This is a genomic window from Bacillus sp. LNXM12-1 (assembly GCF_003004375.1).
In the GTDB taxonomy this organism is placed as follows: domain Bacteria; phylum Bacillota; class Bacilli; order Bacillales; family Bacillaceae; genus Bacillus.
Genome location: NZ_PVWX01000003.1, coordinates 358039 through 383397, shown reverse-complemented (window position 1 = coordinate 383397; position 25359 = coordinate 358039). Strand labels below are relative to the sequence as shown.

General features: G+C 40.6%; 25 protein-coding genes. 13 read left to right on the top strand and 12 right to left on the bottom strand.

Going from position 1 to position 25359, the window contains the following annotated elements; genetic code table 11:
- Positions 1–157: 157 nt before the first annotated feature.
- Positions 158–1540: a hemolysin family protein gene (locus tag C6Y07_RS14305; RefSeq protein WP_060595863.1), complete on the top strand. Its 1383-nt coding sequence runs from the start codon at positions 158–160 to the stop codon at positions 1538–1540.
- Positions 1541–1629: 89 nt separating this feature from the next.
- Positions 1630–2022, top strand: coding sequence for a hypothetical protein (locus tag C6Y07_RS14300; protein WP_060595866.1), 393 nt, complete (start codon positions 1630–1632; stop codon positions 2020–2022).
- On the opposite strand, the gene crcB (C6Y07_RS14295) is transcribed toward C6Y07_RS14300, so the two are convergent.
- Genes crcB (C6Y07_RS14295) through C6Y07_RS14285 form a run of 3 tightly spaced genes read right to left on the bottom strand, consistent with a single transcriptional unit; the run spans position 2019 to position 3502 of the window.
- Positions 2019–2384, bottom strand: a complete 366-nt coding sequence (gene crcB / locus C6Y07_RS14295) for a fluoride efflux transporter CrcB (protein ID WP_060595868.1) — start codon at positions 2382–2384, stop codon at positions 2019–2021. The genes C6Y07_RS14300 and crcB (C6Y07_RS14295) overlap by 4 nt on opposite strands.
- The gene (crcB, locus tag C6Y07_RS14290; protein WP_060595870.1) at positions 2385–2780 is read right to left on the bottom strand and encodes a fluoride efflux transporter CrcB; all 396 of its coding nucleotides are present in this window, start codon (positions 2778–2780) and stop codon (positions 2385–2387) included.
- 5 nt (positions 2781–2785) lie between these two features.
- The gene (locus tag C6Y07_RS14285; RefSeq protein ID WP_106071595.1) at positions 2786–3502 is read right to left on the bottom strand and encodes a glycerophosphodiester phosphodiesterase; all 717 of its coding nucleotides are present in this window, start codon (positions 3500–3502) and stop codon (positions 2786–2788) included.
- 306 nt (positions 3503–3808) lie between these two features.
- Between C6Y07_RS14285 and C6Y07_RS14280 the strand changes: the two genes are divergently transcribed.
- The 3 genes from C6Y07_RS14280 to C6Y07_RS14270 all read left to right on the top strand — a co-directional run bounded on the left by C6Y07_RS14280 (position 3809) and on the right by C6Y07_RS14270 (position 5924).
- Positions 3809–3910, top strand: coding sequence for a YhdX family protein (locus C6Y07_RS14280; protein WP_017360338.1), 102 nt, complete (start codon positions 3809–3811; stop codon positions 3908–3910).
- A gap of 164 nt (positions 3911–4074) precedes the next feature.
- On the top strand, positions 4075–5163 hold the full coding sequence (locus tag C6Y07_RS14275; RefSeq protein WP_060595874.1) for a mechanosensitive ion channel family protein: 1089 nt from the start codon (positions 4075–4077) through the stop codon (positions 5161–5163).
- 29 nt (positions 5164–5192) lie between these two features.
- Positions 5193–5924 carry an NAD-dependent protein deacylase gene (locus tag C6Y07_RS14270; RefSeq protein ID WP_189318382.1) on the top strand — a complete coding sequence of 244 codons (732 nt, stop codon included), beginning with the start codon at positions 5193–5195 and terminating at the stop codon, positions 5922–5924.
- 43 nt (positions 5925–5967) lie between these two features.
- Here the strand turns inward: C6Y07_RS14270 and C6Y07_RS14265 are convergent, their stop codons facing one another.
- Positions 5968–6822, bottom strand: coding sequence for a polysaccharide deacetylase family protein (locus C6Y07_RS14265; RefSeq protein WP_060595876.1), 855 nt, complete (start codon positions 6820–6822; stop codon positions 5968–5970).
- 296 nt (positions 6823–7118) lie between these two features.
- On the opposite strand from C6Y07_RS14265, the gene dat reads away from it, so the two are divergent.
- Positions 7119–7976 carry a D-amino-acid transaminase gene (gene dat / locus C6Y07_RS14260; protein ID WP_060595878.1) on the top strand — a complete coding sequence of 286 codons (858 nt, stop codon included), beginning with the start codon at positions 7119–7121 and terminating at the stop codon, positions 7974–7976.
- Between the two features lie 46 nt (positions 7977–8022).
- On the opposite strand, the gene C6Y07_RS14255 is transcribed toward dat, so the two are convergent.
- Positions 8023–8529: a universal stress protein gene (locus C6Y07_RS14255; RefSeq protein WP_003210990.1), complete on the bottom strand. Its 507-nt coding sequence runs from the start codon at positions 8527–8529 to the stop codon at positions 8023–8025.
- A 557-nt stretch (positions 8530–9086) separates the two neighbouring features.
- Here C6Y07_RS14255 and bmrC point away from each other — a divergent pair.
- Positions 9087–10844: a multidrug ABC transporter ATP-binding protein BmrC gene (gene bmrC, locus C6Y07_RS14250; RefSeq protein WP_060595882.1), complete on the top strand. Its 1758-nt coding sequence runs from the start codon at positions 9087–9089 to the stop codon at positions 10842–10844.
- Positions 10841–12856: an ABC transporter ATP-binding protein gene (locus C6Y07_RS14245; RefSeq protein WP_106156924.1), complete on the top strand. Its 2016-nt coding sequence runs from the start codon at positions 10841–10843 to the stop codon at positions 12854–12856. The genes bmrC and C6Y07_RS14245 overlap by 4 nt, the downstream gene beginning before the upstream one ends.
- Positions 12857–12975: 119 nt before the next feature.
- Here the strand turns inward: C6Y07_RS14245 and C6Y07_RS14240 are convergent, their stop codons facing one another.
- The 7 genes from C6Y07_RS14240 to C6Y07_RS14210 form a co-directional block, all read right to left on the bottom strand.
- Positions 12976–13593, bottom strand: a complete 618-nt coding sequence (locus tag C6Y07_RS14240) for an NAD(P)-dependent oxidoreductase (protein WP_060595886.1) — start codon at positions 13591–13593, stop codon at positions 12976–12978.
- A gap of 288 nt (positions 13594–13881) precedes the next feature.
- The gene (locus tag C6Y07_RS14235; protein WP_034663637.1) at positions 13882–14085 is read right to left on the bottom strand and encodes an alpha/beta-type small acid-soluble spore protein; all 204 of its coding nucleotides are present in this window, start codon (positions 14083–14085) and stop codon (positions 13882–13884) included.
- 233 nt (positions 14086–14318) lie between these two features.
- Entirely contained in the window at positions 14319–15425 is a 1107-nt protein-coding gene (locus C6Y07_RS14230) for an ABC transporter ATP-binding protein (protein WP_060595888.1), read from the bottom strand.
- Between the two features lie 139 nt (positions 15426–15564).
- Positions 15565–16440 carry a helix-turn-helix domain-containing protein gene (locus tag C6Y07_RS14225; RefSeq protein WP_066031097.1) on the bottom strand — a complete coding sequence of 292 codons (876 nt, stop codon included), beginning with the start codon at positions 16438–16440 and terminating at the stop codon, positions 15565–15567.
- A 20-nt stretch (positions 16441–16460) separates the two neighbouring features.
- Positions 16461–16670 (bottom strand): YheE family protein, encoded by a 210-nt coding sequence (locus tag C6Y07_RS14220; protein WP_003211787.1) that lies wholly within the window; start codon positions 16668–16670, stop codon positions 16461–16463.
- A 155-nt stretch (positions 16671–16825) separates the two neighbouring features.
- Positions 16826–18184, bottom strand: a complete 1359-nt coding sequence (locus tag C6Y07_RS14215; protein ID WP_106156922.1) for a YheC/YheD family endospore coat-associated protein — start codon at positions 18182–18184, stop codon at positions 16826–16828.
- On the bottom strand, positions 18141–19244 hold the full coding sequence (locus tag C6Y07_RS14210) for a YheC/YheD family protein (protein ID WP_066031095.1): 1104 nt from the start codon (positions 19242–19244) through the stop codon (positions 18141–18143). Before C6Y07_RS14210 ends, C6Y07_RS14215 begins: the two co-directional genes overlap by 44 nt.
- A gap of 214 nt (positions 19245–19458) precedes the next feature.
- Between C6Y07_RS14210 and C6Y07_RS14205 the strand changes: the two genes are divergently transcribed.
- From C6Y07_RS14205 to C6Y07_RS14185, 5 genes are all read left to right on the top strand, one after another.
- Positions 19459–20592, top strand: coding sequence for a DUF445 domain-containing protein (locus C6Y07_RS14205; RefSeq protein WP_106156921.1), 1134 nt, complete (start codon positions 19459–19461; stop codon positions 20590–20592).
- Between the two features lie 121 nt (positions 20593–20713).
- Positions 20714–21073 (top strand): YlbF/YmcA family competence regulator, encoded by a 360-nt coding sequence (locus C6Y07_RS14200; RefSeq protein WP_034663625.1) that lies wholly within the window; start codon positions 20714–20716, stop codon positions 21071–21073.
- A gap of 446 nt (positions 21074–21519) precedes the next feature.
- Positions 21520–22386 (top strand): Cof-type HAD-IIB family hydrolase, encoded by an 867-nt coding sequence (locus C6Y07_RS14195; protein ID WP_060595898.1) that lies wholly within the window; start codon positions 21520–21522, stop codon positions 22384–22386.
- Between the two features lie 114 nt (positions 22387–22500).
- Entirely contained in the window at positions 22501–24000 is a 1500-nt protein-coding gene (locus C6Y07_RS14190; RefSeq protein ID WP_106156919.1) for a coproporphyrinogen III oxidase, read from the top strand.
- A gap of 75 nt (positions 24001–24075) precedes the next feature.
- On the top strand, positions 24076–25350 hold the full coding sequence (locus C6Y07_RS14185) for a lysine N(6)-hydroxylase/L-ornithine N(5)-oxygenase family protein (protein ID WP_106071590.1): 1275 nt from the start codon (positions 24076–24078) through the stop codon (positions 25348–25350).
- The last annotated feature ends 9 nt before the right edge of the window (positions 25351–25359 follow it).

Sequence of the window (25359 nt, the reverse complement as noted above, 5' to 3'; positions counted from 1 at the left end):
TTTCATATATATGTAGAGAGGCGGATTTATACGTGAACCGGAGGTGGTTAAGTGGGGCCCTCAATGTAGTCTTATTTAATCAGTTAACCGTTTTGCAAAATATAACATCATCAATCAGGAGGTGACTCCTTGTTCTTCTAAGAAAGAGCAAGGTTAAATGGACGATATTGTTAATCTGAGTATAGTTGGTGTTTTGATTGCTTTAACAGCTTTCTTTGTTGCATCTGAATTTGCCATAGTAAAGGTGAGAAGTTCAAGAATTAATCAGCTTGTTGCCGAAGGGTCCAAAAAGGCCATCGTGGCGAAAAAGGTGACATCAAGGCTAGATGAATATTTGTCAGCCTGTCAGCTCGGTATTACAGTGACATCCCTTGGTTTAGGGTGGATTGGTAAGCCGGCTGTAAAAGAACTTTTGGTTCGAGGTTTTGGTTTGACAAACATTCCTGATTCAGCAATCAGCCTGATCTCAGCAACACTTGCGTTCTCTATTATTACCTTTTTGCATGTAGTCGTCGGTGAGCTTGCACCAAAAACGCTTGCGATTCAAAAGGCGGAAAAAATGACGCTCTGGCTGTCAGGCCCGCTGCATGCATTTTATATCCTGATGTTCCCTTTCATTTATGTGTTAAACGGGTCAGCCCGTGTTCTAACCAAAATGATGGGCATCGATATGGGGTCTGAAAAAGAACATTCCCATTCTGAAGAGGAATTGAAGATTTTATTATCTGAGAGCTTAAAAAATGGGGAAATCAACCCATCAGAATATAATTATATGAACAAGATTTTCGACTTTGATAATCGAATTGCCAGAGAGATCATGGTACCGCGGAGAGAAATTTGTGCCATTCCAGAAGATATGCCGCTAGATGATATCCTCTCCATCATGACGCAGGAAAAGTATACACGCTTTCCCGTGTTTTCAGGGGATAAAGACCATGTCATCGGCATGCTGAACAAAAAGCAGCTCTTTGCAGATCTTGTGTATCAAGGAGAAAAAGATCAACTGAAGATTCAAGATTATATATATCCAGTGATTGAGGTCATTGACACGATTCCTATTCAGGAGCTTCTCGTCAAGATGCAGCGCGATAGAATGCATTTGGCGATTTTAACCGACGAATATGGCGGAACGTCTGGACTTGTCACAACAGAAGATATTTTAGAAGAGATTGTTGGAGATATTCGAGATGAATTCGATGAAGATGAGCAGCCGGTTATTCAAAAAAGAGCCGATCATCATTATGTTTTAGATGGCAAAGTAAGATTAGATGAAGTTCAAGATTTGATCGAAATGTCATATCATGATGAAGAAATTGATACAATAGGCGGGTTAATCTTAAAAGAGAATATTGATATCCGAGAAGGACAATCCATTTATCTTGATGATATTCGGATGAAGGTCTTGGAGATGGATGGACGCTATGTTAAAAAGATCGACCTGAAGAAAGGCGTCATATCATCAGAAAAAGGAAATGCACGCACTGGGCTTGATATAAAAGAGCCGCTGTTAGTAAATGAAATGACCTTGAGCGAAAAATAAGCTCAAGGTTTTTTTAGGTATTTAGTCTCTTTTTACGAATGTTTGTTCGAGTTATAATAAGAACAAATGTTCGATAGAGGGGGATGGACATGCTTTGGTATGAAACAGCAAGTATCACAGAGAAAAAAACCTCAATGAAACGTATTGAGTTTCATTTGAAGAATTTCAAAAATTACCAGGCAGCGATTTTAAATATCGAAAGACAGCTTGAAAAAAGAAGCCCGCATCATCTGGATCACATGACACGGAAGAAGTTAGAAGAGCAAAAAAATCAGTATGAACTCATCGTTGCATGTATTAAAACAGCATTAAAAGAGTTGGATGAAATAGAGCAGCAGCTCATCGATTACAAATATTTTCGAGATTGGCGGATGGCCAAATGTGCGATGGAAATCGGCTACAGTGAAAAAACACTCTTTTTAATGAAGCGCCAGCTCATGGATCAACTGCTCATCAGCTTAGCCGCCATTACCAATATTTAAAAAAGGTGATGTCCTATTTGATAGAACGCAGCAAAGAGACAGAAAGACCCGATGATCGTCATCAATAAGTAGACAGCAAGTTTTCCGATTTGCCGCTGCTCTAGCATGGTCGCAGACTCTACACTAAACGTAGAGAATGTTGTAAAGCCACCGAAAAAACCTGTTCCAATGATCATAAGCAGCGGATGATTGGCAGTCACGGCACCTGTCAGTATACCTAAACCGGCAGCACCTAATAAGTTGATGAGAATAATACTATACGGGAAACGAGCATGAGACTTGGTTTTCTGTATTAATTGGCTAATGAAAAAACGAAGGGCGCTGCCAATCCCGCCGGCAACAGCTGTATATAAAACGATCATTTATCTGCCTCCTCTCTGCTGCTTATTTTGATGAAAGAGCCGCTGAGCAAGCATCAGTCCACATAAGGCAGCGGCTACTCCGGCAATGACTGAGAGCAGGATGTAGATCACACTTGAGGTGAATTGCCCAGTCTGTAATAAAAGAACCGTTTCTTTAGAAAAAGTGGACATTGTCGTAAAACCTCCGCAAAATCCTGTTCCGATCAAAGCGGCAAGATATTTTTTTCCCTTCTGGAACATAAAATATCCTGTTGAAAAACCAAGAAGCAGACTGCCTGTTACGTTTTCGATTAGCGTTGCATAAGGGAATGTTTGGCTGACAATCGATTGGCTTAGTTCATATCTGCAAAGTGTCCCAAGCAGTCCGCCTATAAATACAGCAAGATACGCTTTCATTTACATCATTTCTCCTTTAGAAAAAATGGCGGGTGATCCGTCACCACTCCATCAACGGGATATTTTTTGATCCGATCGGCTGTTTTTTGGTCTTTCACAGTCCATATAAACACATCCATCCCGAATGAGTGGATGCGGTCTATCCACCATCTGTTGATCATCGTTTTCTTCATATTAAGACAATCAGCAAACGAGCTGTATGCAGTTAACTTTCTTTTCGCCAGTTTATATGCAGTAGGCTTTATAATCAAAGCTGTTCGAAGAGAAGGGGCGAAAGCTTTGATTCTTTGAAGTGCATGATCATCAAAAGATTGAATCATGATATGACGAGAATAGGCAAACCGATTGATGATGTCGACAACTGCCTTTTCAATTCCTATCTGCCGTCTTGGGTGTTTGATCTCGATCAATATCCCGATCCGCTGACTGTATCTCTCAAGAACTTCTTGTAATGTTGGAATTCGTTCATTCGTGTACTGCTGGTCAAACCAGCTTCCTGCGTCCAGTTTTTTCAGCTGATCAAGTGTATAGCTTTTGACTAAACCGTTTCCGTTCGTCGTTCGGTCAACTGTATCATCATGGATCACGACTACGTGCTGATCCAATGTGAGCTGTACATCTAATTCAATATAATCTGCACCCTGCTGAACAGCTAAATCAAACGCGGCAATTGTATTTTCTGGGGCAGCACTTGATGACCCTCTATGCGCGATAATATACACATGCTCCAGCTCCCTGACATAAGTTCTGGTCTTATCATATCAAATGCTTTACCGTTTTTCCTTCTTTACTATATGGAGGGAAGAAGAGCTGTATGTAATGGTGAATCGCATTGCTAAGAAAGTATGATGATTCAAATGTGAAAAGTTGCAGGAATATCCCAAGCCATGATTGAGTAAATCTGAAGTACATCAATTTTTCTTCGATCAATTTTGTCCAAATCGTCAGCGTTCGCCAAAATATTAGTGCTTTCGTCATGTTGACTGAAAATTCTGATGTTTTATAATGATGAAAAGGAGGCGAGATGATTGGGTAAAGGGAGAATTAGAGTGGAAGAACGTATTAAGGCCGAAACGGATGCTGAAATGTTTAAAGCGACTCTCCTTGATCAGGCTCAGAAGAAAAAGTAGTTTGCTGCCCGTCGATATGTCTCTAGCCAAAATTTCATAATTGAACATCATGCCTCGGGACTGGTCCCGAGGCTTTTTATATAGAGGTCAGACATTTATGAGAGGACATAAACGAAGGTTATATTATAAACTAGAGAGGATTGTTTTAAAGGAGAGAGACAAACATGATTACACAAAAATGGATGGATACATATTTTACAGTAGATGTTGCGATCCAAATCGGTATTAGCCTTTGTATTTTATTGCTTTTTTTATTGCTTCGGAAAGTATTTACGAAGTACTTATTTCATCTTCTCTTTAGGCTGACCAATCGGTCTAAAACGGAGGTCATTAACCAAATTGTTGTGGCTTTCGAAAAGCCAGCCAGACTGTTTTTTGTCGCACTTGGGTTATATTTTGCGTTAAGACAGGCACCATACTTTGAGCATCATATGGATGTCATCGTCAAATTATATAGATCCTCCATTATATTGATGCTGACATGGGGGCTTTGTAATTTAACCGCAGCTTCTTCTTTCTTATTTCAAAAAGTAAATTCGAAATTTGAATTGGAAATGGATGATATTTTAGCACCGTTTTTATCAAAGGTACTTCGCTTCATTATCATTGCACTAAGTATTAGTGTCATTGCACAAGAATTTAATTATGATGTAAATGGACTTGTGGCAGGTCTTGGTCTAGGTGGTCTAGCCTTTGCGCTTGCTGCCCAGGATACGGTGGCGAACTTTTTTGGAGGGATCGTCATCATTACAGAGAAGCCTTTTACAATGGGTGACTTTGTGGAGACGCCAAGTGTTCTTGGAACTGTCGAGGACATTACATTTCGAAGCACAAAGTTTAGAACACCTGCTGAAGCTGTTGTGACAGTTCCGAATTCTACGCTTTCAAAGGAACCTATCACGAACTGGACGAGAATGAATAAACGCCAAATTACGTTTTCCGTACGTGTATCCTATAATACACCAAAGGAAAATCTTGACCGATGCATCAAACGTCTCAAACAAATGCTTTATGAACATGATGGGGTGCACAAGGAGACGATCATGGTAAATCTCGATGTACTGGCAGACAGTTATTTGAATTTATTTTTCAACTTTTACACAAACACGACGGCCTGGGCTGAAAACCTTGATATTAAACAGGACATTAACTACCGTATCATGGATATCTTCCATCAAGAAGGTGTAGAATTTGCCTTCCCTGGACAGACCATTTATATGAAACAAAAAGGCGAAAAACAGCTGGGTGAATAAAGGAGGAATGGTGAGTGGATCAAACAAAGATGGCAGCGCTAAGCGAGAAATTAACGCAGGCTTCACATATTATGGTACTTTCAGGTGCGGGTATGAGCACGGAATCAGGTATCCCCGATTTTAGATCAACGGGTGGCTTATGGACTGAAGACACCGCCCGCATGGAGGCGATGAGCCGGTCCTACTTTTTATCACACCCTCAGCAATTCTGGCCGAAATTCAAGGAATTGTTTCAGATGAAAATGAGCGGAGAGTACGAGCCCAATAGTGGACATACCTTTTTAGCCAGCCTTGAGAAACAAGGAAAACATGTGGATATTTTCACCCAAAATATTGATGGCTTGCATAAAAAAGCAGGAAGCCAGCATGTATATGAACTCCACGGCTCCATTCAAACAGCTACTTGCCCATCGTGTCATGCGACATATGAACTGCCTTATTTATTACAAGAAGAAGTGCCTGTATGTCTAAAGGTTTCCTCAGACGGACGGACATGTGGGCGTGTGCTGAAAACAGATGTTGTCCTTTTTGGAGACAGGGTCAAACATTTTGATCAAGTAGAGAAATCACTTCAGCGAGCGGACCTTCTGCTCGTCATGGGAACTTCCCTAGAAGTGGCGCCAGCAAGATATATTCCAGAAGATGCCGCTCAAAATCCTTCCATCTTCAAGGTGATGATGAATTTGAGTGAAACAGAATACGATCCACTGTTTGATCTTGTCTTTCATGAGCGAATTGGCGATCTCGTGAAAGCTTTATAAATCATCAAAGACCCCGCATCCAAAAAAGGTGCGGGGTCTTTCTTTATTGTTGCAGCGGCTTCATCGATTCATCAAGGACTTCAAATGTATAGCCCTTCGCTTTTAGCTGTGTGATTAAACTGTTTAAGTATTTTGCTGTCGCTGGCTGATCGTGCATTAAGATGATTTTTGGTTCTTTTGGATGTTTTGTCTCAAGCACTTGCAGCTGATTTAATACCTCTGGTACATATTTTGAGCTTTTATATTTCCAGTCAAGACTGTCAATTGTCCAATCCCAGTATACAAAGCCTTTTTGTTTTAAACGTGCCTTTTGCTGATCCGTTAAATTTGGGGCGCTGCCATAAGGTGTTCTCACAAGATGTGTATACTCACCTGTGACAGAAGCCAAAATGCGCTGATCTTCCTTCATCTCATTGACGGGAGAATCACTTTTTTGATAAAAGCGTTTCACATCATGTGTGATACCATGAAGCCCTAACTGATGACCTTCTTGATGAAGTCTTTTCACAGCTGCCGGGTGTTCCTTAATCTGCGGCCCAAGCATAAAGAATGTGGCCTTTACTTGATGCGCTTTGAGCACATCTAAAAGCTGATTTGATGTCGCTGACGGACCATCATCAAAGGTTAAAAAGATCGTTTGATCCGTTACATGTTTGTTTGGGTTGATCTTAAAATGTGCATCTAATGTTTTCGTAGAATCATCTTTTGCTTTCAGACTTGTGCTTGTGTCTCGGAATTGACTGCTCGCAGACATTTTAGCCGGCTGATCTGCTGCCTGCATATTGGTTTTAGATATATCCCAAATAAAAAAGAGGATCAGTGACAGAATCACTAAACCAATCGCCTTTGAGAGCAGCATCGTGTTTGAAGGTGTCTGTTTTTTCGTAACCCGTTGCATTACAATCGCTCCAATAAATCAAAAATTTGTGTCGAATCATGTAGTAGATTCTGTCTTTTTCCGCTGTTTTTTGTCGTGCTCATATCGATTAAGTATACAGGAAAAAAGAGCCTATGAATATAGAAGATGCTAAAAAATTGGAATCTTTTTGGTTATGAGTCTATGTTTGTTACAATAGAAAGTTGACCATTTATCATGATGTGAAATAATTCTGAATAATCATTGAAACGTACTCATTTATCCGCTAAGATAGCATCAGACTCAACCATTAATGCGAAGCGAAGGGGAGATTCCGTATGAAAGTATTGTATAATGGCGATTTCATTGAAAAAAAGGATGCACATGTTGATATTGAAGACAGAGGCTATCAATTTGGTGACGGCGTCTATGAGGTCATCCGTGTATACAATGGGACTTTGTTTACATTAAAAGAGCATACAGAGCGTCTGTTCAAGAGTGCAAAAGAAATCGGCATTCATCTTCAAGGTGCAGTATCAGATATGGAAGAAAAGTTAAAACAGCTCGTCGCCCACAACCAATTAACAGATGGAGGTGTGTATATTCAAGTCACGCGGGGCATCGCACCTCGTAAACATCAATATGGCGATTCTCTCACTCCTCAAATCACAGCATATACGTTCCAGGTGAAAAAGCCTGTTCATGAGCAGACAGCTGGTGCAAAGGCCATATTATCTGAGGACCTTCGCTGGTTAAGATGTGATATTAAAAGCTTAAATCTCTTATATAACGTCATGGAAAAGCAGAAGGCATCTGAAGCTGGTGCATTTGAAGCCATTCTCATTAGAGATGGTTTTGTGACTGAGGGAACCTCCTCGAATGTATATGCCGTCATTGATGGCGTGATTCGCACACATCCAGCAAACAATCTTATTCTAAACGGTATTACCCGTAGAAAGCTTCTTGAGGTATGTAAAGAAGAGGGATGCAGTGTTGAAGAAACTCGTATAAGTAAAGAAGAGCTGCTGCGCGCGCAGGAAATCTTCATCAGCTCGACGACGGCTGAAGTCATTCCGATTGTTGAAATTGATGGCCAGCCAGTAGGGGAAGGCGTTCCAGGAGAGTTGACAAAGCGTGTACAGGAAGGCTTCCAGCAAAAAATTAAACATGAAAGTGAAGCATCTATTTCTTCATAAATAAAGAGAGGCTGTAAACCAATGTTTACAGCCTTTTGTGATTCTTTTATTTTACAATAAGCACAGGTATATCTGATTTTGATGATAACTTTTCACTTACACTGCCAAAGAGCATTTTTTTCAATCTGCTTTGGTCACGTGCTCCCATGACGATGAGGTCTGCTGATATGTCTTCAGCATATTCGATAATCGCTTCCGCTGGTTCCCCCTCAACAATTTCAATGGCAGCTTCAAACTGCTCCTCATTTAAAAGCATTCTTGCTTCTGCAACGACCTCTTCTGTATGATCTTCAAAAATCAAGGGACTTTGCTGTTCATCATGAGGTACATACACAGGGGGTGTTTGAAGGTCTGCCATGCCGCCGCCGATATAAGCTCCGCCAGTCATTGGGCGTGGTGCATCAAACACCTGTCTGCTTGATTTGCCATCATGTGCATAGGCAACAGTCAGCTTGGCATTCAAGGTTTTGGCTAGAGCGATTGCCTTTTTTAATGCTTTCTTACTGTCTTCATGTCCATCAAACGCAACGACCATCCGATCAGCTTGAAACAATGTCCTCATTCCTTTCAAAAGGAGTCTTTACACTCATGGTATACCCGTTATCTGAAAAAGATACACATGAAGGCGGTGAACTTTTTGTTAGAAAATTTCATTTATTTAAAAATATTTATTGACAAAATGGTGACAGCCACTATAAGATAAAAAAAGATTCAAGAGCCAAAAGGAGGAAATGTCATGTGCAACATTGGAAGAATGAAATCAAACTGCATGAATGGGTTGATTCACGTGACAATTACACCTTCATTGGTCATTGAAAAGGGACTCGTATGTTCCAATTGATCGGATGAATCAAGGCGTATGTTGCGTATTTGTCAACATGCGCCTTTTTACATGACTAAAAGAGGCGTACCAGACAGCTGGTTGCCTCTTTTTTTGTTGTATTCATTTCGCATTTCGAAATAAAGGGATGGAGATCAACAAGTAAATGAAGAGGAGTGAAAGCATGTGAACATGCCAAAAGCAAGACAAATGACAAAAACCAAAAAAACGAAACAAGGTGACAGCCAGGAAAATCTAGAAAGCGGCTAGCTTTAAAAGGAGAGACAAACATGTTTTCAGTATTTGCGAAATTAGGCTGGTTCTTCAAACAAGAGTGGAGGCGTTATACGATCGCCATTACGCTTCTGCTCATTGTGAATGTGCTTGAAATGCTGCCGCCAAGATATCTTGGGCAGGCAGTTGATGACATTCGTTCTGGTCAATTTACAACATCCAGTATTGTGTTTTATGTAACCATTTTTTGCTTGCTAGGTGTCGTCGTCTATACGCTGACATATTTTTGGATGTATCAGTTATTTGGCGGCGCAAATGTCATGGAGCGTGTGATGCGCGGGAAGCTCATGCGTCACTTACTTAAGATGACACCCACCTTTTATGAAAAGAAAAAAACCGGTAATTTAATGGCATTAGGTACAAACGATTTAAATGCTGTGGCTTTAACGACAGGTTTTGGCGTTCTGACATTGGTTGATTCCACTGCTTATATGCTGATGATCTTCTTTACGATGGGGCTGACGATTAGCTGGAAATTAACCTTAATGGCGATCATCCCTATGCCGCTGATGGCGCTCTTGATTGCGTATTATGGCAGCAAGATTCATGATCGCTTTACAGTTGCTCAAGATGCATTTGGTGATATGAACGATCGCGTCCTTGAATCAGTCGCAGGTGTCCGGGTTATTCGGTCTTTTGTACAGGAGAAACAAGATGTCGAACGCTTTCGCCAAATGACAGATGATGTATTTCAAAAAAATATGAGAGTGGCGATCATTGATTCATTGTTTGAGCCGACAGTGAAATTACTTGTCGGTGTCAGCTACTTAATTGGAATCGGCTACGGAGCCTATCTTGTGTTCCAAAGTGATTTAACCATTGGTGAGCTTGTCGCATTTAACGTCTATCTTGGAATGATGATCTGGCCAATGTTTGCGATAGGCGAATTGATTAATATTATGCAAAGGGGAAATGCGTCGTTAGACCGGTTGAATCATACACTCAGCTACAAGCCGGATGTCACAGACGCTTCTCAGCCAAAAACGTTACAAGAGCCTGGCGATATTCAGTTTGATCACGTGACATTCAGGTATCCAACTTCCCCTAAAGATAACTTAATTGATGTGTCCTTTACGGTTCGAAAAGGGCAGACAATCGGAATTACAGGCAAAACAGGAAGCGGTAAAACGACTATCGTAAAACAGCTTCTACGCCAGTATCCAACAGGTGATGGTCAAATCCTGCTATCAGGAGTCCCAATCCAAGAGATCGAATTGGATCAGCTATTTCAATGGATCGGATACGTACCGCAGGATCATATCCTTTTTTCAAAAAGTGTAGAAGAGAATATGCGCTTTGGTCATCGGGACGCAAAACAAAATGAACTAGCACAAGCGATCAAAGATGCTTACTTTGAAAAAGATTTACGTCTTTTGCCAGAGGGTCTCGAAACCATGGTGGGGGAAAAAGGTGTGGCACTGTCAGGTGGACAAAAGCAGCGAATTTCCATTGCACGCGCTTTATTAATAGACCCCGACATTTTGATACTGGATGACTCGCTTTCTGCGGTAGATGCAAAAACAGAAACCGCTATTTTAGAAAATTTAAGGCAAAATCGTCATGGGAAAACGACGTTTATTACGACTCATCGTCTATCAGCTGTTGAGCATGCGGATCTCATACTTGTCATGGAAGAAGGACGCATAGTCCAAAAGGGCACCCACGAAGAGCTCATTCAGCAAGATGGGTGGTACAAAGAACAATTTCTGCGTCAGCAGCTGACAAACCAGCTGGAAGGAGGGGATGAGGCATGACAACAGGAAGAAGACTCCTTGCCTACGCACTCCTTTATAAGAAAGTACTGTCTGTTGCCTTGATCTTTCTCATCATTGCAGTAGGTGCTGAACTGACAGGACCATTTATTGGGAAGAAAATGATTGATGATCATATTTTAGGTGTAGAAAAACCATATGTCGAGGTCAATGAAAAAACAGACAAAACCGTTTATTACCAGGGAAATAACTATATACGAAGCGATCGATTAGACAGTGATATGAAATCCGGAAAACAAATCAATGTGGTGCAAGTCGGATTCGGTTACTATTTTGTAAATGAGCCGATTCGTTTTGATGGAAACCGAAAGATATCCGGAGATCAGCTTACCATTGAAAATGGGAACGAGCGCGAGACATATCAAGTACAGCGTTTATCAAAAGAGGAAATTTTCTCTTTTTATGAGCCGGAAATCAGTGGTTTGGTGCAGCTTGTTCTATTTTATCTAGGGCTTCTCGTCATTGCGATTTTCTTTCAGTATGCGCAGCATTATCTGCTACAGCGGATAGCCAATCGAATTATTCAAAAAATGAGGGTTGATGTATTTGAGCATATTCAAACGCTGCCTATCCGGTATTTTGATAATTTACCGGCTGGAAAGGTCGTAGCGAGGATTACCAATGACACAGAAACCATTCGTGATTTATATGTGACAGTCCTCGCTAATTTCGTGACGAGTGCTATTTACATGATTGGAATTTATATTGCCATGTTTTTATTAAATGTGAAGCTGGCACTCATTTGTTTGGTGGCGGTACCGATTATTTTCCTATGGTCAATGACCTACAGAAAGTTTGCATCAGTGTACAACCACCGCATTCGTTCGATCATTAGTGACATCAATGCCAAGCTAAATGAAGCCATTCAAGGGATGACCATTATTCAAGCGTTTCGTCATGAAAAAGTGACGAAAGAGGAATTTGATGAACTGAACAACAATCACTTTCGATATCAGCGAAAGATGCTGCATTTAAATTCACTTCTGTCGCATAACTTGGTTAACCTGCTTCGGAATTTAGCATATGTGGCACTCATTTGGTATTTTGGCGGTGCGTCCTTAAGTGCGACGGACATTGTGTCAATTGGTGTGCTCTATGCGTTTGTCGATTATTTAAATCGATTATTTCAGCCGATTACAGGCATTGTGAACCAGTTCTCGAGATTGGAATTAGCAAGGGTTTCATCGGAAAGGGTTTTCCGATTATTGGATGAGCCAGGAACAACAGTGGAAGAACCTGTTCAAAAGAAAATGGAGGGACACGTTCAGTTCCAAGATGTCACCTTTGCTTATAATGAAGGAAATAATGTATTAAAGAACATTACGTTCGAGGCCAAAAAAGGCCAAACAGTTGCACTTGTGGGGCATACCGGTTCTGGGAAAAGCTCGATCATGAACTTGCTGCTGCGTTTTTATGACATTCAGCAAGGAGACATTCTCATAGATGGGGAAAGCATTTATCACCAGTCACGCCAAACGTTGCGTAAACAAATGGGCATTGTGCTTCAAGACCCGTATTTATTTTCCGGAACGATTGCATCCAATGTCAGCTTAGGAAATGAAGACATTAAAAGAGAAACGATTGAATCATCATTAAAGCAAGTAGGCGCAGTAGAGTTATTGAAGCACCTGCCAAAAGGATTTGATGAACCAGTCGTTGAAAAGGGAAGTACTCTTTCCTCAGGAGAACGTCAGTTAATCTCATTTGCCCGTGCATTAGCGTACGATCCAGCGATCTTAATTTTAGATGAAGCCACCGCAAACATTGATACAGAAACAGAAGCGATCATTCAGCGGGCGCTTGATGTCGTCAAAGAAGGACGAACGACTTTTGTCATTGCTCACCGATTATCCACCATTAAGAAAGCCGATATGATTTTGGTATTAGAAAAAGGTGAAATTGTCGAGCGAGGCAGTCATGATCAACTCATGCAGCAAGAAGGGCTGTATGCGCAAATGTACGAACTGCAAAAGGGTGCTGTTGCAAACAGCTGATGAATAACAAAAAAGAGCCTATTCACTTTGAATGAGGCTCTTTTTATTTGCATAAAAAGTCGAGGATTCGTTTTTGACCTCGACCTTTACTAGTTATATCGTTTACACGAGCTGCATCATCAGTAGGCAATGCCGACGCGTTGATGTACAAATTCCTTCGAATTTAACTGCTGATATAAAAAGTGTGCGGTATCTTCAACTGAAATTTTCTTTCCATCTATAGGGAGAAAATCTTTCTCATAGCGATATGACCGTGTCACTTCTCCATCTGGTAAATAGGTTGGACAAATAATGGTCCAATCTAGATCAGTCGATTGAAGGATTTCAAACGCTTTGGCATGCTCTTTAGCTGCTCGGGAAGTAGTCCGCCTTGATTCATTTGTTTCAAAACGGTAAAGCTCCGGCTGCTGCCTTGCCTTTAAAATACCTGCCGTACCAATTGTAATAATTCTTGAAGTATTTGATTGCTTCATGGCTTGTACGATATGCTCCATTGAAACAGATAATGTATCATCACCATCTGTTGATAGACAGCTCACAACAATATCTGCTCCTTTGATCGTCTCAAGCACATCTTCTCGATTTCTTGAATTGCCGGTGACTTGAAACATACCCGCAAGCATTTCTTCTCGGTTTGTCCGAATCAATGAACGAACTATGTAACGATCATCTACTTGAACGAAACGAAGAAATGCTTGTCCTACACGTCCATGAGCACCGAAAAGAGCTATTTTCATCTGTTCGATCCCTCCACTACATACTATAAGTGAAAAGAACACAAAATGGTACAACTTTTATGTGATGCTTTTTTTATAAAGGTGAAAGGACCGAATACTATGAGCATATTCACATAATAGAGAGATCCCTACAAATTGTAGAAGTTCAAAGTTCATACCGGAAATAATGTCCATGAAGATCCGCTCCTTTCTACTACATGATATGAGCTGGAAAGGAGATTGGTGAGGGATAAAAATAAAAAAAGAAGACACCTTAAGAGAGGTGCCTTCTATGATCCAAATATGAAATTAAGCTTGTGTTCCACCCATGTGTTGTTGAGCGTAAGATACAAGACGCTTAGTGATTTCTCCACCAACTGATCCGTTAGCGCGAGATGTTGTTTCTGCACCAAGGTTTACACCGAATTCAGAAGCGATTTCGTACTTCATTTGGTCGATTGCTTGCTCTGCTCCAGGAACTAGTAATTGATTTGAACTATTAGAATTTGCCATGATGTGAATCTCCTTTTTGTATATGATTTGGTTTTTGGTTGGGTTTGCTGGAATCGCACCAGCGAAATGAGCAAGTCATTTGCCACTTGGCGAAACCCAATGCAGTAACTGCTTTGTACTAAGTATTATGGTGATTTCTGAAAAAAACATACGAGAAAAGAACATGGTAAATGTTGTTCAACATGCAAAAAAACCATCACTCAATCATGAGTGATGGTGCTGCATAGATCTCTTTAATCAGCAGAGCGAATGCGGAGCTCCGTATCCGAGTCAAAGAAGTGGGCTTTGTTCATATCGATGGCAAGAGGGATAGACTGTCCAGCCTGAACATCAGTACGAGAATCAACACGTGCAATAAAAGACTGACCATCGAGAGAAGAGTAAAGCATCGTTTCTGCTCCCATTAATTCAGCAACTTCTACACTGGCATCGATCTTTGTGCCCTCAGATGCCTCTATAAACACGGGTTCATCATGAAAATCTTCTGGTCTGATACCAAGGATGATATCTTTTCCGATATAACCTTGGCTGCGTAATACCTTCATCTTTCCTTCTGGTACACGAATATGCGTTTTTCCAACTGCAATAGCACCGTCAGAGAGTTTTCCTGTGAAAAAATTCATCGCAGGAGAGCCAATGAATCCGCCTACAAATACATTCTCTGGATTTTCATATACATCCTTCGGCGCTCCAACCTGCTGAATAAAGCCATCTTTCATCACAACAAGGCGAGTAGCCATTGTCATAGCTTCAGTCTGATCATGTGTGACATAGATAAATGTCGTTTGCAGACGCTGATGAAGCTTAGATATTTCAGCACGCATCTGAACGCGAAGTTTTGCATCTAAATTAGAAAGCGGCTCATCCAAAAGAAAGACCTTTGCATCACGCACAATTGCTCTCCCAAGTGCAACGCGTTGTCTTTGACCGCCAGACAGAGCTTTTGGTTTTCTGTCTAAATATTGCTCAAGCCCCAATATTTTCGCAGCATTTCGAACCCGCTCATCAATTTCTGATTTCGGGAACTTCCGCAGCTTTAATCCAAAAGCCATATTATCGTATACATTCATGTGAGGGTACAAAGCATAGTTTTGGAAAACCATTGCGATATCCCGGTCTTTTGGTGCTACATCATTCATCCGTTTTCCGTCTAACAGAAAATCCCCTTGTGAAATCTCTTCAAGTCCTGCAATCATGCGAAGGGTTGTTGATTTTCCGCACCCAGATGGACCAACAAACACAATAAATTCTTTATCTTCTATATGTAGATTAAAGTTGTCTACTGCTGTTACCTTGTTATCATACACTTTATAAATTTGATTGAGCATCATTTCAGCCATAGATGATAACCTCCCCATCCTCTTATTGAAAGCGCTTTACTTGTAAATAAAGTGTATAAAATGGGGAAGCGTCTGTAAATGGACAACGTGCACAACATCTCATTTTCACTTTTGGGCAGGATGCTCATGTCATTGATTGTTATGAAAGGTCGAGAAGATTCATCATAAAATAAACAGCAGATGCTTCTGGAAAATGCCGTATATCGATTCCTGTGCGCTCAATAAATTTATCGATTCGATATTGAAGGCTGTTTCTGTGAACATATAAAGCTTTTGCTGCCTTGGATGCATTTAAGTTACATTGCATATAGGTCATGAGGGTGCGGTAAACGTCCCGATCAAAGACCGCCTCTTTAAAAGCATCTGAAATAGCATGAGAGAGCGCGGATTCATCATAAAGTATGAGTGATGGCAGACATTCATAAAATGTGGAAATCCCTGATCTAAGCTTGCCTCGCTGCACATGGTCCAAGAAAAGCTGCTGTTCATTTAACAATTTCTTCTGTAAATGTTCATTTGGCAAATGGAGCTGTCCTTGTAAAAAGACTGAGTCTGTTAAAAAGTCACTTGTAATGGCTAGAGACAAATCGTTTAGCAGATCTAATTGACCATTTTCTGATGTAGCGTTTGTTTGAATCAGCATCGCTGTATCAGCGCCTGTCCAAATGAAATGAGTATGTTCGAGGCTGTGAACCACAGCCTCTTTTATTTGCTGCCTTTGTTCTGCTTGATGGGACATTTTAAAATAATATACACGGACGGGGTGCTGAACGGTTAGTGGTTTGTTATCAAAAAGATAGCTGTACCATTTTTGTTCATCCTCAGTCTGCTTTGTATGAGAAAGATCAATTGGTGTAAGGAAAGTATTGAGAAGAAGTGTTTCTCTTGCTGTAAGCTCTGATTTGTCTACTCCAAATAATTCGCCTTCGTCTGTTTGATACCAAAGAATTTGATGATCATTTGTAGGTGAGCTGATGATATGCTCTCCGTAAACAAGCTTTAATTTTTCTAACATGGCGAAGCTCCTTAAACAGTTTAATCATAGACATGGAATAGCATTAATTCGTGGATTTCTTCTTTTAAGGTTGGTTCGACTTCATGGGGCGGAAGCTGAGAGCCCCATTCAATATCACCTGTTTTGTGATAGATGCCTTCGTAGTGCGCACCATTGTGAAAAAAGGATATTTTCCAGCCTGGCAACTGTGCTTTCTTAAAGAGAGGTTTCCATTGAAAATGAGAAATCATATCATCATTGCCTCCTTGCTTTTATTGATGAAACAATAAATAAACACGACAATACGGAAACAACCTTGAACTTGATTTTATTGTATCTCATCTGATGAAAAGAGCATAGGAAAAGCATAGATTTCATAACACCATCAATTTAAAACGAAAAACAGTTAGTAGACGTTCGTGTGGTCTGTAGTTGTTGAGGTCGTTTGTGAAAGATAAGATGCATAATCCATGATTTTTTTCCCAATCAGCCTTTCTGAGTTTCGCAATGAAACATGCTGGAAAATCTCGCGGCCAGGGCGAGAATTGGCTTCAAACATCCAGATAGCTCCTGTCTGATCAATGCCTAAATCAAAACCGATTTCACCAATATGGCCGGACATTTTTTCATCTATCACCTGACTAAGCGTGATGGCAGTATAAGAAAGCTGCTCTAAAGTTTTCAAACGCTTCTTCTTTTCTGGAAAAACATCATAAAGTGTTTTTACTAAGCCACCATGTAAATGGTGAGTCGTTACTGTGTGATTGCCAGAGACTTTTGCTGCTGCTGCCGTGACTGTCCAATGGCCGTACTTATTTTTATTCGTATGAACTCTGAAATCCATTGGTTGATTGTCTATTTGAAGAAGTGCAATGCCTTGTTGAGCCATAAAGTCTTGAATTGCGTGATCTTTCCGGAGCTTGGTCACGAAATGCTCTATTGAGTCATATGGAACAGCGCTTCCGTGATTTGAGCATACAGTGATTCCATGAGCCGTCTTCTTTAATTGATAAATACCGTCGCCGTGACTTCCGTTCGATGGTTTTAAGTATATGACCTGATGTAGATGGAGGAGTGTTTCTATTTTATTTAGAGCGTCCACCGGATCCAATTGTATGGAATGTGGAAGAAAAGGACATGTTTTTTCATCTGTTAACAGTTGTTCATGAATATCCCATTTATTGAAAAAATAAGGGTTGAACCAAGGAATATCATAGTCTTGTGTGAGTTTACGCTTTGTTTCTTGAATGAATGCCGACTGAGCAGCCTTTCTATTTGGAAGACGGTCGTAAATGACTGACGGCAGGGGCATCTGTTTTTTAACCCATGTTTGCTGTTGGTACAACAATCCTTCTACTATTCCTTTATCCCAATCAATAGAATGTGTACCAAAAAGGTAGGCAAATCCAGCATGCTGCCTGAAAGAGTGCAGCAGTTTGATAAAAAAGTCTGATCTCGTTCCTAGTGGCTGCGTGCTTTGCCCAAAACCTGCTGTGAAAATGCCAAGCAGCGGCCCTATAAACAGTGTATGATCAACGGCAATCACATCAGCTTTTGATTGATAAGGAATTAGTAAATTTCTATATAGATTTTCTGATAATAAAATTTTATTTGGATGTTGATGATAGGAAACGGTGAAGTCATCTACTAAACGGGATCCTAAAGCAAGAGAATAGATCGCATCCTGCTGTTTAAAATGGGCGGGAAGATGAACTGTTTTTTCACTTGTGAGATGAGGGGCGATGATGAAGCGATTTTTGTTCATAAGAAACCTCCTTCGGTTGAGACGTCATCGATTGAGCATGTGCAAGAATGGTACGAATCAATTGATCTTCCTTGTCAGGATAAGCTTTTAAAAAAGCGGATCGCCCTGGCTTTGATCTTATATTTGATATGAAAAGCCTGCCTTCACTTGTATGGAGTAAGTCTACAGCGAATTCAAAGCAAGGGGAGAAGGTTTTATCTATATATGCTGGGAGAGATGCTTGAATGGATGCAATATCATCTAAAAGAAGCTCTTTGATGTGCGGCTGCAATGTGTTTAGATAGTGATCAAAGCCTATCATGGGAGCTGATTTTTGTGTAATGTTTAAATGACTATTTTCTGTAGGTGATTTTGTGTGAATCCCTATGCGACTCCATTGATTTTGTGAATCTTTCATAAGGAAAATCCTTATTTCATTGAATAAAAAGTCTTTTTGATCACTCGTCTGAAAAAATTGAAGGAAATATCGGCCTACGTACTTTTTGCACCAGCGCTCTATATCTGATGGACGCGAAAATGTGATGACTTGCTCGGGACTTAGCTGAACAGTGAAAGTGTTGTCTTTTAAGAAAATGAAGTAAGTAGATGCTGCATGCTGTTGAGAGAGCGGCTGCATTTTACAATAACCGTCTTTCCTTACCATGTTGAGAAGTTCTGATGGCTCTTTTAATAATGAGCAGACAGGTAAATATGGCTGTAAAGAAGGGAGGAGACGGAGCTGCTCAAATAGCATCATTTTATTTGAAATACCTGTATTCAAAAAATCTGTTTTCGGATACTTTTTCAGCCATTCCATGATTGGTTTTGCTTTTTTAGATTGTGCGTCATGCTTGTAAAGGCATCGATCGTAAATCAAGTCAGGAATCTCAAATTCTGCTGCGGCAAATCCTTGACCATTCGTATAAGTTTGACCTTGTATCAAATTTGAAGCCGGCTTTAAATCAAATGGTGTAAAACGAACAACCTTTAAACCATAAGAAGGGGCAGCTTTGGCTAACCCACGAGTGAATGCCTCTTCATACTTTGAAGAAAGGGTCACAATACCTAATGTTGATGTCATTAAAAAACACCTTCTTTTCAACTTCTTTTTTTACCAGCACAAAAACACTTTTTCATGATTTTACATAAAGATTGCGCTCCTTTATCATTACGACAGATCGATTGATCATATGTCTAGCAACATGCTTCATTTGCTTGGGGACTTGACAACAACTATAATACGTATAGATTAAACCAATAAACTTCGGGTGTTGTTTGAAAGGTAGATGACGACTTTGAATATATTCACAACGTTTATCTTTATGATTGTTATAGGCGCAGTCATAGGAGCAGCGACAAACCATCTTGCAATTAAAATGCTTTTTCGCCCTTATAAGCCGTATTACTTATTCGGGAAACAGCTTCCTTTTACACCAGGGCTCATTCCTAAAAGAAGAGACGAAGTAGCCAAGCAGGTTGGTGTCATGGTTATGGAGCATTTGCTTACGCCAGAAGGAATTCAAAAGCGATTTGAATCATCGGAGGCAAAGCAAGAGATCTTGCATACAGTCCATCGATATATTGACAAAGGCGCTGAAATGGAGATAACAGTGCTATCTTTGCTTGAAAGAGTCGGCGTATCACAGGCTGACGTCAAAGCAGATGAATGGATCCATCAGTGGTCTGATCAGAAGCTCAATTCACTGCTTGAAAAATATAATGAGCAAACTTTATCTGAATTGCTTCCGCTAGATGTGGAAAACAAAATATCTTCAAAAATTCCAGATGCAGCTGATTATATTTTAAAGAGGGGCATTCATTATTTTGAAAGCGAGGAAGGTAAAGCAAGGCTTGGTAATATGATTGATGATTTCTTAAAGGAACGAGGCATGCTTGGCAGTATGGTTCAAATGTTTCTAGGGAATTCAAGCTTAATTGATCGGGTACATCCTGAAATCATCAAATTTTTAAGAAACGCAGAAACAAAAAGATTTTTATCAGATTTGCTTGTTCAAGAATGGGACAAGGTGAAGCAGTTTTCTCTTCAGGAGCTAGATGAAAAATGGAATGTGAAGGAGCTTGCTTATAGTGTGAAAAAGCAATTGCTTTCACACTTCTCTACAAAGCTGATATTAGACAAGCCAGTTGGATATTATGTCAGTGCAGTAGCGCTTGATCTCAAAACACACTTTGCACCAGTGCTTGTCGACAAGGGGGTTAAAGCAGCATCGAATGCTTTAGAGGGACTGCTCGCAAAGCTCAAATTTGAAGATATCATTCGTGAGCAGATTGAACATTTTCCGCTTAAAAAAATGGAGGAGCTTGTGGTTAGCATTTCCAACAATGAACTTAAAATGATCACGTTTTTAGGCGGTTTTTTAGGCGGATTAATCGGCGCAATTCAAGCAATCTTTGTCACGCTATTTTAAGACAAGCTAGAGAAATTTTGATGAATTCATTGTATATATGTGAAACGAAAGCCATAGTTTGTTATAGTGGAGTGGTGTCCGCCGATCATATCGGTGATAACGGATAGAAAGGAGACATAACATGTCTGTAAATGTTTATGATGTTGCATATGACCTTGAAAAAGCACTGCGTCATAGCGAAGAATATTCAACTTTAAAAAATCTTTATGATGAGGTAAACGCGGATGAGTCCTCTAAAAGAATGTTCGAGAACTTCCGGGACATTCAAGTAAACCTTCAACAAAAACAAATGACTGGTCAAGAGATCACACAAGAAGAAGTGGAGCAAGCTCAAAAAACAGTGGCACTTGTTCAACAGCACGATAAAATCTCTCAGTTGATGGAAGCAGAACAACGTGTGAGTGTTCTCATCGGAGAATTAAATAAAGTGATCATGAAGCCTCTTGAAGAGCTTTATGGGAATCCAGAAGAAAATGAATGAAAAGGGCGATGATATTCGCCCTTTTTTTATTTCACATGTTCCCTGTCCAACTTTTCAAAAAAAGGTTGTCGAAGCTCATAAATTCTGCGATAATACTTATATTGAAAGTGCTTTCAAATGAGCGCTCTCATGGGACAATTGGGTGCGTTTCACTTGGGATTTAAGGCGATTAGCCAAACGAGAGAGAAGCGCTTCTGGGAGAAACGCAAAGCATAAGGGGATCTGATATAAGCAATGCTTTGGTGTGTGAAAGATAAGGGGATCATGGGGAGCTTCATCACCTCATTGTGACGCATCCAAACCATACATAAAAAAAAGCCTAGGGGTAGGCTTTTTTTATTTACAAAAGATTCATAACACAGGGCTCTTTCAACTGCATGTTCTAAAGCACCAAGCTAGGGCATATCCTCATCGTAAGTACAGTCATCAAGAAGGGGGATGCCTCAGTGTCAAAAAAACTACTTGCACTCAATATAGATGGAACGTTACTTCGTTCCAATGGAAAAATCCATTCCGCTACAAAAGAAGCTGTGGAATACGTGAAGAAAAAAGGGGTTTACGTGACGCTTGTCACCAACCGGCATTTTCGTTCCGCACAAAAAATTGCCAAGGCGTTGAAGATTCCAACTTCAACCCTTGTGACGCATAGTGGTGCATTTATCGCGAATAAACTCGATGAGCCGCTTCATGTGAAGAAATTAACGGAAGAAAAAACTTTTAATCTTGTGCAAATTCTTGAAAGCTTTGATTGTAATGTTCGCTTACTGCATGAAAAATTCTCAATTGGCAACCGGAAAAAAACGCAGTCACAGCTGATGGGAAAGACGTTGATTCATCCGTCTGATCCAATTTTCTATCCTGTTCAATTTGTTGAATCGCTAAGTGATATGCTGATGGATGAACCGGTCAGTACACCAGTGATTGAAGTATATTCAACCGCAGAGCTTCAGCCTGAAATTCACCGAACCATTCAACAAGCTTTTCCATCTGTCGATCTCATTCGGATCAGTGATGAGAAAATGAATATTGTATGCAAAGGCGTATCGAAAGAAGCGGGGCTTTCTCTTTTGACCTCAGCATTAGGTTTGACTTTAGAAGATACTGTGGTCATTGGACAGGGGACAGATGACATCCCAATGCTCGAATTGGCTGGCTTAGGCGTTGCGATGGGAAATGCCCCTCATTCTGTTAAGCGTAAAGCCGATTGGGTGACACGTTCGCAAGATGAACAGGGAGTCGCTTATATGATCAAAGAATACTTTAGAATGCAGCAAAGAGAAGGATTTTTACATCAATTCGATATTAAACGATAATATAGACGAAGGCCCTGTCAATCAAGAAATGGCAGGGCCTTCAACTGTTCCAGTCATTGCTTTTCCTACATAGATTTTGTAAAATGAAACAAGTTTGAAGATAAAGGTGATACGATGCGAATTTTAATTAAAGGGCTGTCAGATGAACGATTTCATCGCCCGCTTGTCAATATAGCCAATTTATTTGAAGAAGATAGTGAAGTGCTGTTTGATACAGGTGAATTGGAAGATGGCTTAACCATGGTGTTTAGCTGGAAAGAAGAAAATGGAACGGTGGAAGCATCTGGCCATATCGCTGGATCAGACATCACTAGTCGTTTTTCGCGAGACGTCCCAGAGGGCTTGAATGACAAGGAGCGCTGGAAACAAATCAAAAACACAGTGCTGTCTGTTTATTTACATCTGCTTCAGGAGCACACAGGAATGACGCAAAAGTGGGGGATTCTCACAGGGATACGTCCTACAAAATTACTCCATAAGATGCTGAGAGAAGGAATGACAAAGGAAGGTGCGCATGCCGCACTAAAGCGTGATTATTTGATTCATGATGAAAAAATCGATTTGATGCAGGAGATTGTCGACCGTCAGCTTCAAGCGATTCCTGACCTGTATGACCTTCAGCAGGAAGTAAGTATTTATATTGGTATTCCTTTCTGCCCAACAAAATGCGCTTATTGCACGTTCCCTGCTTATGCGATTAAAGGACAAGCTGGAAGAGTGGGAACATTTTTGTTTGGTCTGCATTATGAGATGCAAAAAATCGGTACTTGGCTAAAAGAATATGGTATCAAAGTGACGACTGTTTATTTTGGCGGAGGTACGCCGACGAGTATCACTGCGGAAGAAATGGATTTGCTGTATGAAGAAATGTATCGCTCGTTCCCTGATGTGAAACATATACGGGAAGTGACTGTCGAAGCAGGGCGTCCTGATACGATTTCGCCTGATAAGCTAGAAGTGCTAAACCAATATCATATTGACCGGATTAGCATCAATCCACAATCGTATGAGAATGAAACACTGAAAGCCATTGGCCGGCACCATAGTGTAGAAGAAACGATTGAAAAGTATCACTTATCAAGACAGTATGGCATGAATAATATTAATATGGACTTAATTATTGGTTTGCCGGGAGAAGGGCTAAAGGAATTCCAGCATTCCTTGCAGCAGACTGAAGAACTTAAGCCTGAATCTTTAACCGTGCATACGCTCTCCTTTAAAAGAGCTTCTGAGATGACGCGCAATAAGGACAAATATCAAGTAGCAGACCGAGAAGAAATCACACGTATGATGGATGAAGCGGTCGCTTGGACGAAAGCACATGACTATCATCCCTATTATTTATATAGACAAAAAAACATCTTAGGGAACCTTGAAAATGTCGGGTATTCATTGGATGGGCAGGAAAGTTTGTATAATATCATTATTATGGAAGAAGTGCAGACAATTATAGGGATTGGATGCGGTGCTGCTAGTAAATTCATTGATCCGCGTTCAGGAAAAATTACGCAGTACGCCAATCCAAAAGATCCAAAATCGTATAATGACCGCTATGAACACTATACCGAAGAGAAAATTGAATTTCTTGAGTCATTATTTGTTCCTCACGTTTAAACACTGCGGTGACGCAGTGTTTTTTTCATTTGTAAAAGGGTATATAAGTGATAAAAAGTTAAAGCAGGTGTACATATGATTGATGTGATCGGAATTGGGATTGGGCCCGCCAATTTAGGTTTGGCGGCTTTGTTAGAGGAGTATGAAGATGTTTCATGCTGTTTTTTTGAACAGGAGTCCGAGTTTGCCTGGCATCCTGGTATGCTGATCAAAGGAACGGATTTACAAGTCTCCTTTTTAGCTGATCTTGTGACGATGGCGAATCCAAGGAGCAGGTATACATTTTTAAATTATTTACATGAATCAAATAGACTTCACCGGTTCTATACATTTGAACAGTTTGACATTCCGCGAAGAGAATTCAATGAGTATTTATCATGGGTCGCAGGTGAATTAGATAGCTGTCAATTTGGGATGAAGGTAGAGGAAGTGACGGACTGCCAAGGTGGTTATCTTGTGAAAGTCCGGCGATTGAAGGATGGATCGCTCTCTGAGTATCGGGCAAAGCATGTCGTGCTTGGAACAGGGAGCAAACCGATGATTCCTGTCGATGTGCCTGATGCTGCACTGCCATATGTGACACATAGCAGCCGTTATTTAGACCAGCAGGAAGAACTTCATGAAGCTGAGTCGGTGACGGTGATTGGCTCTGGGCAGAGTGCAGCCGAAATCTTCTTAGACCTGCTTCAGCATCAAAAGAAAGGACAGCAGCTTTCGTGGTTTACGCGATCTAGTGAATTTAGAGAGCTGGAGACGGCAGAGCTTGGCCAGGAGCTATTTACACCGAAGTACGTCGAATATTTCCATTCGCTTCCTTATGAAGAACGAATGAACACATTGCCTAGGCTGACTGGATTAAGAAATGGTATAGATACATCGACGCTCTCGCGTATTTATCAGGAATTGTATCATCGGTCTGTTACAGGTGAAGAGCCATCTGTGGTGATTCAGCCAATGACCGAGCTTGAAGCGATTCAGGTGGAGGAGAATCAGTCCCTGAAGCTGCACCTAAAGCAGTGGCAGCTAAAGAAAGAAAAGAGCATCACAGCTGATCGTGCCCTATTGGCTACAGGGTACACTCCGAATATCCCGGCGTGGTTTAGTGCGTATGAACCTTTGATTGAATGGGAAAGTGAAGAGCATTTTAAAGTGACAGAAGACTTCAGGCTTGTGTTCAAAGACAAGCGCCCTCATCATTTCTTTACATTCACGCATCTTGATCACTCTCATGGAACAGCGGCGACCAATTTAAAACTATCCATCTACCGCAACCAGAAAGTGATTCAAACGATTCGCGGGATGAAAGAAGCGTCAGTCAAGCAAGAAACAGCCTTTCAGCAATTTGAATAAGAGATAAAA

Excerpts from the sequence above, each read along its gene's own strand:
- C6Y07_RS14305 (WP_060595863.1), top strand. The coding sequence starts at position 158 with ATGGACGATATTGTTAATCTGAGTATAGTTGGTGTTTTGATTGCTTTA.
- C6Y07_RS14300 (WP_060595866.1), top strand. The coding sequence starts at position 1,630 with ATGCTTTGGTATGAAACAGCAAGTATCACAGAGAAAAAAACCTCAATG.
- crcB (WP_060595868.1), bottom strand. The coding sequence starts at position 2,384 with ATGATCGTTTTATATACAGCTGTTGCCGGCGGGATTGGCAGCGCCCTT.
- crcB (WP_060595870.1), bottom strand. The coding sequence starts at position 2,780 with ATGAAAGCGTATCTTGCTGTATTTATAGGCGGACTGCTTGGGACACTT.
- C6Y07_RS14275 (WP_060595874.1), top strand. The coding sequence starts at position 4,075 with ATGATTACACAAAAATGGATGGATACATATTTTACAGTAGATGTTGCG.
- C6Y07_RS14270 (WP_189318382.1), top strand. The coding sequence starts at position 5,193 with ATGGCAGCGCTAAGCGAGAAATTAACGCAGGCTTCACATATTATGGTA.
- C6Y07_RS14265 (WP_060595876.1), bottom strand. The coding sequence starts at position 6,822 with ATGCAACGGGTTACGAAAAAACAGACACCTTCAAACACGATGCTGCTC.
- dat (WP_060595878.1), top strand. The coding sequence starts at position 7,119 with ATGAAAGTATTGTATAATGGCGATTTCATTGAAAAAAAGGATGCACAT.
- bmrC (WP_060595882.1), top strand. The coding sequence starts at position 9,087 with ATGTTTTCAGTATTTGCGAAATTAGGCTGGTTCTTCAAACAAGAGTGG.
- C6Y07_RS14245 (WP_106156924.1), top strand. The coding sequence starts at position 10,841 with ATGACAACAGGAAGAAGACTCCTTGCCTACGCACTCCTTTATAAGAAA.
- C6Y07_RS14240 (WP_060595886.1), bottom strand. The coding sequence starts at position 13,593 with ATGAAAATAGCTCTTTTCGGTGCTCATGGACGTGTAGGACAAGCATTT.
- C6Y07_RS14235 (WP_034663637.1), bottom strand. The coding sequence starts at position 14,085 with ATGGCAAATTCTAATAGTTCAAATCAATTACTAGTTCCTGGAGCAGAG.
- C6Y07_RS14230 (WP_060595888.1), bottom strand. The coding sequence starts at position 15,425 with ATGGCTGAAATGATGCTCAATCAAATTTATAAAGTGTATGATAACAAG.
- C6Y07_RS14225 (WP_066031097.1), bottom strand. The coding sequence starts at position 16,440 with ATGTTAGAAAAATTAAAGCTTGTTTACGGAGAGCATATCATCAGCTCA.
- C6Y07_RS14220 (WP_003211787.1), bottom strand. The coding sequence starts at position 16,670 with ATGATTTCTCATTTTCAATGGAAACCTCTCTTTAAGAAAGCACAGTTG.
- C6Y07_RS14215 (WP_106156922.1), bottom strand. The coding sequence starts at position 18,184 with ATGAACAAAAATCGCTTCATCATCGCCCCTCATCTCACAAGTGAAAAA.
- C6Y07_RS14210 (WP_066031095.1), bottom strand. The coding sequence starts at position 19,244 with ATGACATCAACATTAGGTATTGTGACCCTTTCTTCAAAGTATGAAGAG.
- C6Y07_RS14200 (WP_034663625.1), top strand. The coding sequence starts at position 20,714 with ATGTCTGTAAATGTTTATGATGTTGCATATGACCTTGAAAAAGCACTG.
- C6Y07_RS14190 (WP_106156919.1), top strand. The coding sequence starts at position 22,501 with ATGCGAATTTTAATTAAAGGGCTGTCAGATGAACGATTTCATCGCCCG.
- C6Y07_RS14185 (WP_106071590.1), top strand. The coding sequence starts at position 24,076 with ATGATTGATGTGATCGGAATTGGGATTGGGCCCGCCAATTTAGGTTTG.